Consider the following 15121-nt stretch of genomic DNA (forward strand, 5'->3'; position numbering starts at 1 on the left):
GTGAAATAGGAGTGTTGCCGTGGCGCTGATCCGTGTCGGGCTTGTTGGTCTTGGGGAGGTCGCGCAGTCGATCCATCTGCCGGTGTTGGCCGACCAGCGCGACCGATGGGTCATCGCCGGCGTACACGACGTCTCGCCGGGCCTGGTGTCGCTCGTCACATCGGAGTATGCGACCGCCAGGGCCTATGAGAGCGCGGATGCGCTGATCAACTCGCCCGACATCGACGCGGTCTTCGTGCTCTCCTCCGACGACACGCACAGCCGCTTCGTGCGCGCCGCGATCGCAGCCAGCAAGCATATCCTGCTCGAAAAGCCCGCCTGCCTGACGGTGCGCGAGATCGACGATCTGCTGGCGCTGAGCAAGGACTACGGCAAGACGATCTTCGTCGGCTACATGCGCCGCTACGCCCCGGCCTATCTGGCGGCGCGGGAAGAATTGCCGGCGCATGGCGACATTACCCATGTCCGCATCTTCGACCTCATCTCGGAGGGCCGGCACTTCCTGAAAAAAAGCCAGAACATCCTCTATCCGAACGACATCGACCCGGCGATTCTTTCGCGCGGCGCCAAGGAACGCGACGCGCTGATCCGCGAGGTTGTGGGGCCGGATGCTTCGACCGACCTGGTGCGCGCCTATCGCGGGCTGACGGCGCTTTCCTCGCACCACATTTCGGCGATGCGCGGGCTGATCGGCGAGCCGAAACGCGTGGTGGCGGCGCACCGCACCAATGGCGGCGCCAATACAAGCGTGACCTTCGACTACGGCCATTTCGCCTGCCTCTACGACGCGGTCGTCGACGATCTCGGCCTGTTCGACGCCATGATCGAGGTGCGCTCGAACACCAAGCGGGTGCGCATCATCTACGACACGCCCTATATCCGCAGCCTGCCGACGCGGCTGGAGGTGACGGAAGCCGGCCCGCTCGGTCCGGTGACGAAGGCGTTCGGGCCGCTCTACGGCGACGCGTTCTCCAACGAGCTCGAGACTTTCCACCGCCACATCATGGAGGGCACCAAGCCGCTCACCGACCTCGCGGATTCACGCCGGGATCTGGCGCTGATGGCCGAGATCATCGAGCGGATGAAGGAGAGCGGCGGGAACTGAGGCCGCCTCCTGCTTCCTTATCGTCGGCGGCCGGCGCCGCCTTGGACAGCGGGCGCGCCAGCAGATAGAGGGCGGCGGCATGCGTGATCATCAGCAGGGGCACATAGACGATCGGGATCACGTAGGTGGCGCCTAGTTGCCCCGCCAGGGCCGGTAGATCGAGCACAGTGCCGTGATAGTAGTCGACGAAAAGGTCGACTACTCCGACAAGATTGAAAGCGACGACGAGCGGCCAGAAGATCGAAGGTCTCCTCACCGCCAGCAGCGCCAGCATGGCCAGCAAGCCGGTCGCGAAGTCGCCATAGGCGGCGAAGACGGCGAAGCCTGCGGGCAGGTTCGGGCCGACCACGCCGGGAAGCAGGAAGACCAGCCCGAAGAAGCGAAAGCTGTGCAGCGTGGCGATGGCGCGCTGCGCCTCGACGCGGTCCATGAGCTTGAGCCTTGGCCAGATATAGGCGCCGAAGCAAAGCAGCCACGGCACGTAACCCAGGACGAGATGGATATTGAAGATCATCGCCGGCGACATTTTTCGTCTCCCCTTAGCTCTTGACTGGAACGGCTTCGAACACCGCCGTCAGGACGCCGAGCCGGCCTTCCATCAGGTTGCGTCCGAGATTGGCGGCAAAATCCGCGAAACCCGGGCCCATGACGACGCCGAGGTTCAGCGAAGGCGGCGGCCCGGACGCGCGCAGCGCCGCGAACCAGGTCTTGGCGTCCGCGGTGTCGTCCTGCTGGACAAGCATGCGGAACCCGGCGGCCTCGATCGCCTCGCAGGTCACGGCGGCAGACAGCAGAAAGCTTTCCGCCGGGGTCTTCGCCCAGGGAACCGGATAGTGCGGGTCGCCGCCGTTGAGCACGACGTCGAAGGTGGCGAATTTCCCGCCCGGTTTCAGCATGCGCCTGATCTCGCGATAGAGAAGCGGCCGGTCCGCGATGTTCATCGCCACATGCTGCAGCAGCACGACATCGAAGCCGCCGTCGCCGAAAGGCAGCGCCAGCGCGCTGCCCGCCTTGAACGACACTTTTGCGCCCTGCCCCGTCCGCTCAGTGAGATAGACAGCGGCTTCGACGAAGGGTTCGCTTAGGTCGACGCCCGTCACCTCGCAGCCATAGGTCGCGGCGAGAAAACGGGCCGGCCCGCCCACTCCCGATCCGACGTCGAGGACCGACATGTCGGCCGTGATGCCGGCCAATTTGGCAAGCTCCGCAGTCGCGGCGAGCCCGCGCGTGTGGAACTGGTCGAGGCTCGCCAGTTGCTCGGGCTTCAGCCGCCGCTCCTCCGGCCCCAAGACGGCCAGCGCCGCCTTCAGCCGCTCGGCCAGGCCGGCTGCGCGGTAGTGATCGCGAACGCCATTCAAATCGTCTGTCATTGCCACTTCCCTTCAGGCTTCCAATCACAACAGGGATACGACCGCTTTGTCCCGGCAACTATCCGCGATAATGTCGATGGGTCATGAAGCAGAACTTCACAGTCCGGCATGGCGCGCTCGACGGCGTCGAAGCGTTCCTGAGCGTCGCCAAGCACCGCAATTTCCGCAAGGCGGCGGCGGAGCTTGGTGTCACGCCATCGGCGATCAGCCAGGCGGTGCGGACATTGGAAGCGCGTATCGGCGCCGCGCTCTTCACACGCACGACACGCAGCGTCGGCCTGACCGAAGCCGGCGAGCGTTTTTTCTCGCGCGCACGGCCGGCGTTCGAGGAATTGATAGCCGCGAGCGAGACCGCGCGCGACATCGGCCAACGGCCGGCCGGACTCTTGCGCCTTTCGGTACCGCCCGCGGTGGTGCCAACCCTGCTGGAACCGATGATCGCGTCCTTCTGCCAGGTCTATCCCGAGATCGAGCTTGAGATCGTCGCAAGCGGCGAGTTCGTCGACCTCGCCGCCGAGGGGTTCGACGCCGGCATCCGAATGGGCGATCTCATCGCGGCCGACATGGTCGCGGTTCGACTGACGCCGTCCTTCCCGATGGTGGTGGTCGGCAGTCCCGATTACTTACGCCACCGAACGGCACCGGAGCGCATCGAGGATTTGCGCCACCACGCCTGCCTGCGCCTGCGCCGATCGAACGGTTCGGTCGCGCCGTGGCGCTTTGCCAAAGGCAACAAGGCGATCGAGGCAATCGTCGCCGGACCGCTCATCGCGCACGACTACCCCACGCTTCTTGGGGCCGCGATCCAGGGCGCCGGACTTGCCCAGGTGCCCAGTCCAATTGCCAGCTCGGCGATCGAGGAAGGGCGCCTGGAGATGCTGCTTTCGACATTCGCAGTCACATCGCCGGGTGTCTTTCTCTACTACCCGGAACGGCATCAGGTCCTGCCCAAGCTGCGCGCGTTCATCGATCATATCCGCTCGCAAGGCGGCGATGCTTCCCGCAAACAATCACACGGACGGCAGGCCTGAGGTATCGGACAGGGCTTGATCGAAGACACTTATGGTCCCGGATATCATATCGGTCCACGGCCGGATACCAACACCATCGCTCGCTATGCCCGCAGCAAATCAGCCAGGCTGTCCGACTTCTCCACCTTGTCGGTGAGGTCGAGCCCGGACAGCAAGTCGACCAGGTGGCTGTTCATCAAGGCGGCGGCATCGGCGCTGTCGCCGGCTTCGATCGCATCGACCAGCGCGTGGTGGGCGTGCTTCTCGCAGGTTGCGTCGCGGCGCTTCCAGTAGAGCGCGATGATCAGCGACGAATGCGAGACCAGGTCGCGCACGAAGTTGGTGAACACCGAATGCGCGGCGATCTCGGCGATGCCGACATGGAAGCGCGCCGACAGCATGATGGCGTCGCTGTCGCGGCCGTCATGCAGCGCCTCGTGCTCCTTCTCGAGGTGAGCCCGCAGTTGCGCGATGTCGGACGGCACCGCCGTCCTGGCGGCAAGGGCCGCGACCTTGGGCTCGATCAGCGCGCGTGCCTCGAACACCTCCCGCGCCTCGATCTTCGACGGCTGCGCGACGAAGGCGCCGCGATTGGGCTCCAGCCGCGCCAGCCGGTCATGCGCAAGGGCCTGCAGGGCGGCGCGGACGACGGTGCGGCTCACCGAATAGATCGAGGCCAGCTCGTCCTCCGGCAGCTTGGTGCCCGGGGCAAGGCGATGGCTGACGATGGCGTCTCTCAGCCCATAGTAGATCGGCGACCAGCGCGCTGCCGGCTTGTCGTCGCGATCTTCTTCCCTGAGTACCGTCAACATGCTTTCAATGCGCAGGCCCTATCCGGCCTGATCTGCCCCCAAATCGCCAGCGGCCAGTCCAATCTAATGGCGCTCGCGCGCCGGTCAATCCCGAGGCATCCGATCTCCTAGGGCCAGCGCTAGCTCAGCGAACCAGCGCCCATCGGCGATGCAGACGCAAATATGCCTGCGAAACGCTTGCCGCGCGGGGCGGCATAGCCGCCTACCTTCGATGTCCTCAAGCCCACCTTGAACAGGCTCTCGGCCAGGGTAACCGCGCAGACGACGCCGTCGAGGACCGGAACGCCATGCTGCTGCGACAGGCTGTGCGCGAGGTCGGCCATGCCGGCGCAGCCCAGCACGATCGCCTCCGCGTGATCCTCGCGAATGGCGCGTGCGATCTCGTCCGAAATCTTGTGCCTCGCGTTCGAGCCCGGCTGTTCGAGGTCGAGCACGGCGACCTCCGAAGAGCGCACCTTGGCGCAGCGCGAGGCAAGCCCGTATTTCGCCAGATTGTGTTCGATCGCGGGAACCGAGCGGGCAAGCGTGGTGACGACGCTGAACCTGCCGGCAACGAGGCTGGCGAGATGGAATGCCGCCTCGCCGATGCCGATGACCGGCGCTTCCGTCGCGCAACGCGCGGCATCGAGCCCGGTGTCGTCGAAGCAGGCGATCACATAGGCGTCGGCCGCCGGCGCCTTTCCCATCTCGGCGATGATGCCTGGTATGGCGAAGACCTCGTCGAAGTAGCCCTCGATGCTCGGCGGACCGTCGGTCGGATTGACGGCGATGATTTCGGTCCCCGTTGACGCGACGCTCGCCGCCGCCTTGCCGATCTTGTCGGTCATCGATGCGGTCGTGTTGGGATTGATGACGAGTATGCGCATTAAAAATCAGCCTCAGATCTCGCCGCCGAGATAAAGACGCTTGACCCGGTCGTCGGTCAGCAATTCGGCGGAGTTGCCGCTCAGCGCGACGCTGCCGGTGGTCAGCGCATAGGCGCGCTGCGAGATGCGCAGCGCCATGCGGGAATTCTGCTCGACCAGGAGAACGCTGACCTTCTCGTCGCGATTGATGGCGACAATCGAGCGGGCGATGTCCTGGACGAGCTTGGGCGCGACGCCCAGCGACGGCTCATCGAGCAAGAGCAGTTTCGGCTTTGCCATCAGCGCTCGGCCGATGACCAGCATCTGCTGCTCGCCGCCGCTCATCGTGCCGGCGGCCTGCGAGAAGCGCTCCTTGAGGCGCGGGAAGCGTCCCAGCACCATCTCCATCGTCGCCGCGATCTCGGCCTTGCTGGAACGGGTGAAGGCGCCCATCAGGAGGTTGTCCCTGACCGTCATATAAGGGAAGACGCGGCGTCCTTCCGGCACCATGGCGATGCCCATCTTGACGATCGCGTCGGGAGCGGCGCCGTCGATACGCTTGCCGTTATAGTGGATTTCGCCGGACCTGATCCGGTTGAGGCCGGTGATGGCGCGCAGGATCGACGACTTGCCGGCGCCATTGGCGCCGATCAGCGCCACGGTCTCGCCCTCGTTGACCTCGAGGGAGACGCCTTTCAGCGCATAGACGTGGTCGTAGTAGAGCTCGACGCCGGCGAAGTTCAGGATCTGGTTCATAGGCCGATCGCCTCGTCTTCGCTGCCGAGATAGGCTTCGATCACCTTGTCGTTGGCCTGGATTTCCGACGGCGTTCCCTCGGCGATCTTCTGCCCGAAATTGAGGACCACGATGCGGTCCGAGATCTTCATCACGGCCGGCATGTCGTGCTCGACGAGCAGAATGGTGAGGCCGAGATCGCGCAGGCGCCGCACCATCGCCACCATGCGCATCGTCTCCTCATGGTTCATGCCGGCGAAGGGCTCGTCGAGCAGCAGGATCGAGGGATCGGTGGCAAGGCCGATGGCGATGCCCAGCGCCCGCAAATGGCCGTGCGGGAGGTTGCGGGCGATCTCATTGGCGAGCGAAGCCAGGCCGAGCAGCGCCAGGATCTCGTCGGCGGACTGCCCGAATGCCGCTTCGTCGGCTCTCGCCGCGCCGGTGCCGAGGAAGAAGCCGGCGAGGTTCGCCTTCGAGCGCAGATGGTGCGCGATGATGACGTTGTCGCGCACGCTCATGTTCTTGAAGATCGTCGTTTCCTGAAAAGTGCGGACCACCCCCTTGCGGGCAGCGATGTGCGGCGCCATGCCGGAAATGCGCTCGCCTTTGAGGCGCACTTCGCCCGATGTCGGCCTGAGGAACGACGAGATCAGCTTGAACAGCGTCGACTTGCCGGCGCCGTTCGGGCCAATCACCGACAGGATCTCCTTCTCGCGCACCGAGAAGGAGACGTTGTTGACCGCGACCAGACCGCCGAAGCGCTTGGTGATGCCGGAAACTTCGAGCATTTCGGCCATGGCTCAAGCCTTCTTCCTGGTCGGGACCGTGAGGCTGAGCAGGCCGTTGGGCAGCACCAGCATCAGGACGATCATCAGGCCGGAATAGATCAGGAGTTGGAATTGGCCGGTCTGGAACAAGAGGTCCCAGCCGAAATAGAGCACCAGGGTGCCCAGCATCGGCCCGAACACATAGCCGAGGCCGCCAAGGAAGCAGTTCAGCATGAAGTTGACGGAATCGGTGACCGTGAAGCTCGACGGATAGATCGACTGCGAGATCGCCGCGAAGATCGCGCCGGCGACGCCGCCGAAGAACGACGAGACGGCGTAAGCGATGACGCGCAGATAGGCGATGTTGACGCCGATCGAGGAGGCCAATTCCTCGTTCTGCTGCAGCGACTGGCAAAGCTTGCCGATGCGCGAATGGACCAACCTGTACATGACCGCGAAGCAGACCACCATCATCGTGACTGCCAGCAGGTAGAAAGCGAGCCGCGAATTCTGCAGCGTGGAAAAATCAGGAATGATCGTCAGGCCGAACACCGACAACGCGCCGGGCAGCGGGATGCTGACGATGCCCTTGGCGCCGTTGGTGATCGGCAGCGCCAGCGCCAATAGCCGCGCGACCTCGGTCAGCGTCAGCGTCACCATGGCAAAATAGACGCCGCGCAGCCGCAGGATCGGCAGGCCGATCAGCACGCTTGCGGCGGCGCAGAAGAGACCTGCCACCGGCAGCGTCAGCCAGAAGGACCAGCCGTGGTTCATCACCAGTATGGCCGAGACGTAGCCGCCCATCAGCGCGTAGGCGCCCTGGCCGATGTTGATGCGGCCGATATAGAAGGTGAGCCAGACGCCGGCGCTGGCGATGCTGAGCAGCGCCACCGAGGTCAGCGTATAGTAGAGGTCGAGGCGGCCGCTCAACGAGATCGCGGCCGGCACGGCGATGAAGACGACCGCCAGGAAGGCGACGACCGAAGCGATTTTCATGTTGCGATTGCGGGTCATGGCGCGGTCAACCCCACGGCTTGCCCATCAGCCCGTTGGGGCGGATCGACAGGAACACCATTAGGGCGGCGAAGATGACGAGGTAGGTGACGTCGCCATATTCGCGCAGCGCGGTCAGGCCGACCGATTCCATCATGCCGAGGATGAAGCCGCCGGCGATCGCGCCGCCGACGACACCGGCGCCGCCGATCATCACCATCAGGAAAGCCTTGATCGAGATCGGCCCGCCGATGCCGGAATTGACGCCGGTGATGGTGACCAGCAGACCGCCGACGACGCCCGCCAGCATGGCGCCCATGGCAAAGCCGATCATCGAATAGCGATCGACCCGCACCCCCATCAATTGGGCCGCAACGCGGTCCTGGGCGAGCGCCCGCATGGCGCGACCGACCCGGCTGTATTGCATGTAAAGGACGAAAGCCGCGATGAAAATGATGGCGAGTGCGCCGACGACCAGGCGGTCGTAAGGCATGATAATGCCGGCCTCGTTGAAGACGCCCTTGACGATCTTGGGCACGCCGCGCTGCTTCTCGCCGAAGAGAAGCAGGATGACGGCGTCGAAGAAGAACGCCGTCGCGGCGGCGAGCAGCATAGTGCTCTCCTCGCGGTGGCTTCGCCTGATGACGGTTCGAAAGAGAAACTTCTCCATCAGCGCGCCGATGACGGCAAGCGTCGCGCCGGACGCCAGCAGCGCCACGACGAAAGGCAGGCCGAGCTGGCCGTAGACGGTGTAGGTGATGAATCCGCCCAGCACGTACATCTGTCCGTGGGCGAAATTGAGCACGTTCATCAGGGCGAAGATCAGGGTGAGCCCGAGCGCGATCAGCGCGTATTGGGCACCGAGATACAATCCGTTGGCGATGACCTGTTCCATGGACACCTTCGATCTTCCGCGGGGCCCGGAACACCGTCCGGACCCCGGCGTGCGGGAGGAAGCAACCTAGGAACCTAACCCTAAAGCGCGTCGCGATCCTTCAGATTCGCTCCGTGCGCTTTAGGTTTTTGATTTTACACATGTCTTTGTCCCGAAACCGGTTCCCACTTTCGGGAGACATGCTTTAGTCGACGGAGCCGACGAACAGGGTCTGGAAAGCGCCGTCCTTGTACTCGTTGACCACCATCGGCACGGCGAGCTGACGCTTCTGCCCGAACGACGTCGTGCCGACATAGCTCAGCTTGGCGTCGCCCTTCAGATAGGGATTGGGCGCCGAGAAGGTGTCCATCGTCTTCTTGAATTCCGCGACATCGCTGATGGCCTTGGGGTTAGCCTTCAGCGTTTCGAGGATATATTCCAGCGCATAGACCTTGGTGTTGGACTCGTCATTATACTCGCCGAACATCTTGGTGTAGCGGGCGACGAACTCCTTCATCTCGTCAGAAGCGATCTCCGGCGTGGAGGCGCCGCCGACGGAGATGAAACCGTTGGCATATTCGCCGGCGCCTTCCTCCAGAACCTTGGCATCCTGCGCCGTCTCGGTCGAGATCAGGCCTTCATAGCCGAGCTCGCGGGCGGCGCGGATGAGCAGCGGCGCATTGGCGGGCGCCACGCCCGACAGCACCAGCAGGTCGGGCTTCAGCCCGACGATCGGCGTCAGGACCGGCGTGAAGTCGCGGGTGTCGTTCTGGTAGGTGTCGTTCTGGGCGACGATCTCGAGGCCGAGCGCCTTGGCCGCCTCGACGCCGCTGTCACGCTGGCTGAGTGGGTCGGATTCGTTGGCCGCGACAAAGGCGATCGTCTTAACGCCCTTGTTTTCCTTGAGATATTTGTAGATCGCCGGACCCGACTGATAGTTGGCGATCATGCCGAGCACGGCATTCGAGGCCGGCTTCTGGTAGAGCGCCTTGGGGAAGGCATAAGGGAAATAGATGATGCCGTTGGCCTCGGCGACGGGGCGCACCGCGGCGGCGCCGTCGTCGACATTCGGTCCGACCACGTAGTGGATGCCTTCCTGCGCCATCTTCTCCATGCCGGCGATGGCGCGCTTGGGGTCCTTCTGGTCATCGAAGGTGACGATGTTGATGTTGTAGGTATCGTCACCGATCTTGACGCCGCCTTTTTCGTTGAGCCAGGCGGCGCGCGTCTGCATCGAGCGCACATTCGAGGTGCCCCAGGCGGCGGCGGGGCCGCTGGTGACGCCAACGAAGCCGATCTTCAGCTCCTTGTTCTCGGCCTGTGCGGACGGCATGCCAACGGCGGCGATGGCCAGGGCCGAGACGGCGCCAAGCACCATCGATTTCAGAGTCGAGCGTCGATTGATCATTTTTGCAGTTCCCCTTTGGTTATCGCGCTTTGTGTTTTGCTCGTAGGCTGCGCGGATAGCCTAAGGGAAACCTACTGCGGCATATTGTCAACATCTTTCTTATGTTTTGTATACAATGTTTGAGCCGAATGTGTGGGACGACCCACCGCCCGATCGGAAACGGCGGCAGCAGAAGTTGGCGGTCCGACGAGCGCAGCGCCTCGGCAAACCCGATCAGGATCTCCAGGATCACAAAATAGCGGTGGTCGCGACTTGTCGAGCCGGCCGCGCGAAATGTAAGAGCTGCCGCAAGCGGCTCCTATTTTCCGCAGTGATGGTCGTTGATCTTGTTCAACGCGTTCGCGTCCGGCCCTGTCCGATGGTAGGAGCAGGCGCCCGCCGCGGTGGTGACCAGCATGGCGTCATAGTAACGAGGACCGCCGAACAGGATGTCGATGAGGTCGCCTTCGGCCGGAACATAGCGCTCACGCTCGACCGGGCGATCATGATGCCGGTGGCCAGCGAACGCCGGGGCGGACATGGCAGCGGCCGTGGCCAGAACGAGGGCGGAGACTGCAAGGTATTTCGTCATCGTCAGCAACCCTTCTGGCCATCTGGTACCCAAGCATATAGCCAAAATCGCCAGCGCAACAAAGGTTCCGTCGGCTGGCTTGCAAGTGGCTCTGCTAATGCAGATGCCTCAGCTTGTCGGGATTGCGCATCACATAGATGGCCGCGATCTTCCCGTCCTCGATGTCGAGAGCGGTCGTCTGCAGTTCGCCGTCGGCCTCAAGCGTGACGAAACCGGGCAAGCCGTTGATGAAGCCAAAGCGGACAAGCTGCGAGGGATTGTCCTGAAGCCAGGCGACAACGGTCTCGTACTGTTTGATCACGGCATCGAAGCCGAAGACCGGCGCAATAGCCGCCGGACGCTTGCCGCCGCCGTCGGCGTAAGCGCTGACATCGGCGCTCAGCATCGCGCCCAGTGCCTTCATGTCGCCGCTGCGCGAGGCGTTGAAGAAGGCCTCGGCAAGCTTCAGGCCGCGCTCTTTCTCGACCTTGAAGCGCGGCCGCGCCTCGCGGATATGGCTGCGGGCGCGGGCGGCGAGCTGGCGACAGGCGGCGGGCTCGCGCTCGATCTCCGCCGCGACCTCCTCGAATTGAAGCCCGAACACGTCGTGCAGCAGGAAGGCCGCCCGCTCGAGCGGTGACAGGCGCTCCAGCGCCAGCATCAGCGGCAAGGTGACGTCATCCGGTTGGTCTTCTTCGACGACGGGATCGGGAAGCCAGGAGCCGACATAGGTCTCGCGCTGGCGGCGGGCGGATTTGAGTTGATCGAGACAGAGGCGGGTGACCGTGCGGCGCAGGAAAGCCTCGGGCTCGCGCACCGCGGCGCGGTCGGCCCTCATCCATCGGAGGAAGGCCTCCTGCACCATGTCCTCCGCGTCGGCGACGGAGCCCAGCATGCGGTAGGCGACCCGCATGAGCTTCGGGCGCAGCGGCTCGAAAGCCGCCGCCGCGCCCTCAGATGTCGGCTCCGCCGTCAAGCGGCGGCCGCCTTGCTGACGGCCTTCGCGTTGCCGGCCTTCACCGCCGCCGGATCGACAAAGCCGCCGAAGCCGACCGCGATGCGGTTCCAGCCGTTGATGATGTTGATCATCAAGGTGAGCTTCACGCGTTCCTCCTCGGTGAAATGGTCCTTCAGCGCCTCATAAGCGGCTTCATGCGTATGGCCTTCGCTGATCCGCGTCAACGCCTCGGTCCAGCCAAGCGCGGCGCGCTCGCGGTCGGTATAGCACGGCGCCTCGCGCCAGGCCGCCAACAGGTAGACGCGCTGCTCGGTCTCTCCGCGTTCGCGGGCATAGGTCGTGTGCATGTTGATGCAGTTGGCGCACCCGTTGATCTGGGAGGAGCGGATCTCGATGAGCTCGGCTAGTGCCGGATCGAGGCTCGACGCGATGGCTAGAGAGGCGCGGTGCCACTCCTTCATCAGCGACGGGGCGGCGGCAAGGGGGTCAAGTCTGGCAGTCATGGTCGGTTCCTTTCGTTGGTTCCGACCTCAAGACGAGCGAGGCACCCGCCAATGTGACATGGCGCCGAATTTTCTGCGCGCCTGAGCCCCGTTACTCGAACGAATAAGTGAACCCTTCCGCCGAAGCGCCGACGGTGACCTTGGTCATCTTCGTGCCCTCGAGCGACCGGTTGAGCACGCCGCGGCTCAGCTCCGGCAGCAGCGTGTTGGTGAGGATCGCGTCGATCATGCGCCCGCCGGATTCGATCTCGGTGCAGCGCGCCTTGACAAGGTCCATGACGCCGTCGCCGATGACCAGCTCGGCATCGTTGGTCGCCTTCAGTCGCCGCGCGATCTTGCCGAACTGGTGGCGAGTAATCGCCTCGATCATCGCATCCGAGAGCGGATAGTAAGGTATGGTGACGACGCGGCCGAGGAAGGCGGCCGGGAACACCTTCAGCAGCGGCGCGCGCAAGGCGGTGTCGAGATCGTCGATCCCGGCCCGCGCGGTGCCGTTCTTCGTGCGGTCCATGATGACGTCCGAGCCGACATTCGAAGTGAGCAGGATCAGCGTGTTCTTGAAATCGATGCGCCGGCCCTCGCTGTCGTCCATCATGCCCTTGTCGAAGACCTGGAAGAAGATCTCGTGCACGTCCGGATGCGCCTTCTCGACCTCGTCGAGCAGGATCACCGAATAGGGTTTGCGGCGCACCGCCTCGGTCAGGATGCCGCCCTTGCCGTAGCCGACATAGCCGGGCGGCGCGCCTTTAAGCGTCGAGACGGTATGCGCTTCCTGGAACTCGGACATGTTGATCGAGATCAGGTTCTGCTCGCCGCCATAGAGCGTCTCGGCGAGCGCCAGCGCGGTCTCGGTCTTGCCGACGCCGGACGGGCCGCAGAGCAGGAACACGCCGACAGGCTTTTCCGGGGCACCGAGGCCGGCACGGCTGGTCTGCACGCGCCTGGCGATCATTTCCATCGCGTGGTCCTGGCCGACCACGCGCTCGGACAAGGTGGCGGCAAGCCTGAGCGCTTTCTCCGTCTGGCTGGACAGCATCCGTCCGGTCGGGATGCCGGTCCAGTCCTGCACCACGGCGGCGACCGCATTGCGGTCGACGGAAGGCAGGATCAGCGGCGTCTCGCCCTGCGCCGCGGCGAGTTCCGCCATCAGTTCGCGCAGCCGCGCGAGGTCGGCGGCGAAATTCGCCGATCCCTCGGCAATTGCCTCTGCGACAGGCGCCTCGGTTGTGGCCGCTTCGCTTTTGGCTGCCTTGGCTTTCGAGCCTTTGGATTTCACGGACTCGGCGTCAGCCGCCTTGCTCTCAGGCGCCTTTGACGCTTCGGACCCGGCCGGTTCGGCCGCAGCGGTTTCCTCACCCACCTCCTCGGCCGCCGCCGCATCGAGCGGGACGCCTTCGCCGCGCAATTTGGCGCGCAGGTCGAGGATCTCGGCCACCAGCGCCTTTTCCCGGTCCCAGCGCGCTTGGGCAGCGGCCAAGGTCGTCTCGGTTTCCGCCAGCCCGGCGTCGACCCTGGCTTGCCGGTCGGCAACGTCGATGCCGATCGCCGCTTCGCGGCCGATGATGCCGCTCTCCACTTCCAGCGCCTGGCGGCGGCGCAGAATGTCCTCGACTTCGGCAGGCGTCGCATGTTGCGAAATCGCCACCCGTGCGCAGGCGGTGTCGAGCAGGCTGACCGCCTTGTCCGGCAATTGCCGCGCCGGGATGTAGCGATGCGAAAGCGCGACCGCCGCCTCGATCGCCTCATCCAGGATCTGCACCTTGTGGTGCTGCTCCAGCACGCCGGCGACGCCGCGCAGCATCAGCACGGCCACCGCTTCCGACGGCTCGTCGATCTTGACCACCTGGAAACGGCGGGTCAGCGCCGGGTCCTTCTCGATATGCTGCTTGTATTCGGCCCAGGTCGTCGCGGCGATGGTGCGCAGCTCGCCGCGCGCCAATGCCGGCTTCAAGAGATTGGCGGCGTCGCCGGTACCCGCGGCACCCCCGGCACCGATCAGCGTATGCGCCTCGTCGATGAACAGGATGATCGGCACCTCGGAGGCCTGGACCTCGTCGATGACCGCCTTCAGCCGCTTCTCGAACTCACCCTTGACACTGGCGCCCGCCTGCATCAGCCCGACGTCGAGCATGCGCACGCTGACGTTCTGAAGCGTCGGCGGCACGTCGCCCTGGGCGATGCGCAGCGCAAAACCCTCGACCACCGCCGTCTTGCCGACGCCCGCCTCGCCGGTCAGGATCGGGTTGTTTTGCCGGCGTCGCATCAGGATGTCGACGATCTGCCGGATCTCGGGATCGCGGCCGACGACCGGATCGATTTTGCCGTCGCGGGCGCGCTGGGTGAGGTCGGTGGCGTATTTCGCCAGCGCCGAATCCCCGCCCGGGCCGCGCTTCATCGGCGTCTCCGTGGCGGCAGCTGCGGGAGGTGAGCCGGCTTCGAGCGAGCCTTCGGTGACATCGGCAAAGCGGGAAATGACGCCGTCGGCATCGATCTTGTCGAACTCGGCGCTGATCTTCGACACCAGGCCTTCGAGTACCGGCGTCTTCAGGCAGGCAAGCAGGATGTGGGCGCTGCGCACCTCTTCCACGCCGAACTCCAGCGTCGCCAGATTCCAGCCTTCCTGGATGGCGTGGAAGATGTGGTCGGAGAATTCCTCCACCGAGGTGGCGCCATAGGGGAGCTTGTCGATGGCCCGCGTCATGTCGGCTGTCAGCCGGCTGACATCCAGCCCGGCATCGGCGATGATCATCTGCACATCCGAGCGCTCGGACAGCACCAGCTGCTGGATGAAATGGACGAGCTCGACATAGGGATTGCCGCGCAGCTTGGCCGTGTCGGCCGCGGCCTTGAAGGCACGCACCCCCGTGGCGTTGAGCTTGGCGACCAGTTCCTTACGCTTGAAGCTCTGCGATGACCGGCGCTGTTCCATCGAACCTGCTCCCGCAATCTGCCGACAATACCCTGCCATATAAGCGGCTACTTGACAAAGCCGTGTGATGGGCCGTGTGACGAATAAGGCGCTTGGATCCATCCGGGCGGCACCGCCCGGTTACACAAGCCTTGCAAACTCATCCAACAAACACCGGATTACTGTCCGGGCTATGCGAGCCATTTCACATACCGGGTCCGGCAATCGCGCCATGGGTTTCGCCAAAGAAGACGGTCGCGTTTAGCTTCCGTTAGTTTTTGAG

Annotated in this window: 15 protein-coding genes; 2 read left to right on the forward strand and 13 right to left on the reverse strand. The window is 64.4% G+C overall.

Annotated features, from left to right (window positions below; all coding sequences use genetic code 11):
• Positions 1-19: 19 nt before the first annotated feature.
• Entirely contained in the window at positions 20-1105 is a 1086-nt protein-coding gene (locus EJ071_RS33330; protein WP_126101657.1) for a Gfo/Idh/MocA family oxidoreductase, read from the forward strand.
• Here the strand turns inward: EJ071_RS33330 and EJ071_RS33335 are convergent.
• Positions 1071-1631, reverse strand: a complete 561-nt coding sequence (locus tag EJ071_RS33335; protein ID WP_126101658.1) for a hypothetical protein — start codon at positions 1629-1631, stop codon at positions 1071-1073. The genes EJ071_RS33330 and EJ071_RS33335 overlap by 35 nt on opposite strands.
• 13 nt (positions 1632-1644) lie before the next feature.
• Complete coding sequence (locus tag EJ071_RS33340; protein ID WP_126101659.1) at positions 1645-2475, reverse strand: class I SAM-dependent methyltransferase; 831 nt, start codon at positions 2473-2475, stop codon at positions 1645-1647.
• A gap of 83 nt (positions 2476-2558) precedes the next feature.
• On the opposite strand from EJ071_RS33340, the gene EJ071_RS33345 reads away from it, so the two are divergent.
• Complete coding sequence (locus tag EJ071_RS33345; RefSeq protein WP_126101660.1) at positions 2559-3506, forward strand: LysR family transcriptional regulator; 948 nt, start codon at positions 2559-2561, stop codon at positions 3504-3506.
• An 83-nt stretch (positions 3507-3589) separates the two neighbouring features.
• Here EJ071_RS33345 and EJ071_RS33350 read toward each other — a convergent pair whose 3' ends face one another.
• The 11 genes from EJ071_RS33350 to tssH all read right to left on the reverse strand — a co-directional run bounded on the left by EJ071_RS33350 (position 3590) and on the right by tssH (position 14859).
• Complete coding sequence (locus EJ071_RS33350) at positions 3590-4297, reverse strand: GntR family transcriptional regulator (protein WP_126101661.1); 708 nt, start codon at positions 4295-4297, stop codon at positions 3590-3592.
• 119 nt (positions 4298-4416) lie between these two features.
• Complete coding sequence (locus tag EJ071_RS33355) at positions 4417-5163, reverse strand: aspartate/glutamate racemase family protein (RefSeq protein ID WP_126101662.1); 747 nt, start codon at positions 5161-5163, stop codon at positions 4417-4419.
• 12 nt (positions 5164-5175) lie between these two features.
• Positions 5176-5898 carry an ABC transporter ATP-binding protein gene (locus EJ071_RS33360; protein ID WP_126101663.1) on the reverse strand — a complete coding sequence of 241 codons (723 nt, stop codon included), beginning with the start codon at positions 5896-5898 and terminating at the stop codon, positions 5176-5178.
• Positions 5895-6674, reverse strand: coding sequence for an ABC transporter ATP-binding protein (locus EJ071_RS33365; protein ID WP_126101664.1), 780 nt, complete (start codon positions 6672-6674; stop codon positions 5895-5897). The genes EJ071_RS33360 and EJ071_RS33365 overlap by 4 nt, the downstream gene beginning before the upstream one ends.
• Before the next feature lie 3 nt (positions 6675-6677).
• Positions 6678-7658, reverse strand: coding sequence for a branched-chain amino acid ABC transporter permease (locus EJ071_RS33370; protein ID WP_126101665.1), 981 nt, complete (start codon positions 7656-7658; stop codon positions 6678-6680).
• Between the two features lie 7 nt (positions 7659-7665).
• Positions 7666-8532, reverse strand: coding sequence for a branched-chain amino acid ABC transporter permease (locus EJ071_RS33375; RefSeq protein WP_126101666.1), 867 nt, complete (start codon positions 8530-8532; stop codon positions 7666-7668).
• Positions 8533-8716: 184 nt separating this feature from the next.
• The gene (locus tag EJ071_RS33380; RefSeq protein ID WP_126101667.1) at positions 8717-9919 is read right to left on the reverse strand and encodes an ABC transporter substrate-binding protein; all 1203 of its coding nucleotides are present in this window, start codon (positions 9917-9919) and stop codon (positions 8717-8719) included.
• Positions 9920-10217: 298 nt separating this feature from the next.
• Positions 10218-10490, reverse strand: coding sequence for a hypothetical protein (locus tag EJ071_RS33385; RefSeq protein WP_126101668.1), 273 nt, complete (start codon positions 10488-10490; stop codon positions 10218-10220).
• 94 nt (positions 10491-10584) lie between these two features.
• Positions 10585-11382 (reverse strand): sigma-70 family RNA polymerase sigma factor, encoded by a 798-nt coding sequence (locus EJ071_RS33390; protein WP_245460375.1) that lies wholly within the window; start codon positions 11380-11382, stop codon positions 10585-10587.
• 59 nt (positions 11383-11441) lie between these two features.
• Positions 11442-11930 carry a carboxymuconolactone decarboxylase family protein gene (locus EJ071_RS33395; RefSeq protein ID WP_126101670.1) on the reverse strand — a complete coding sequence of 163 codons (489 nt, stop codon included), beginning with the start codon at positions 11928-11930 and terminating at the stop codon, positions 11442-11444.
• Positions 11931-12021: 91 nt separating this feature from the next.
• The gene (gene tssH / locus EJ071_RS33400) at positions 12022-14859 is read right to left on the reverse strand and encodes a type VI secretion system ATPase TssH (RefSeq protein WP_126101671.1); all 2838 of its coding nucleotides are present in this window, start codon (positions 14857-14859) and stop codon (positions 12022-12024) included.
• Positions 14860-15121 lie beyond the last annotated feature (262 nt).

The organism is Mesorhizobium sp. M1B.F.Ca.ET.045.04.1.1 (genome assembly GCF_003952465.1).
GTDB lineage: Bacteria > Pseudomonadota > Alphaproteobacteria > Rhizobiales > Rhizobiaceae > Mesorhizobium > Mesorhizobium shonense.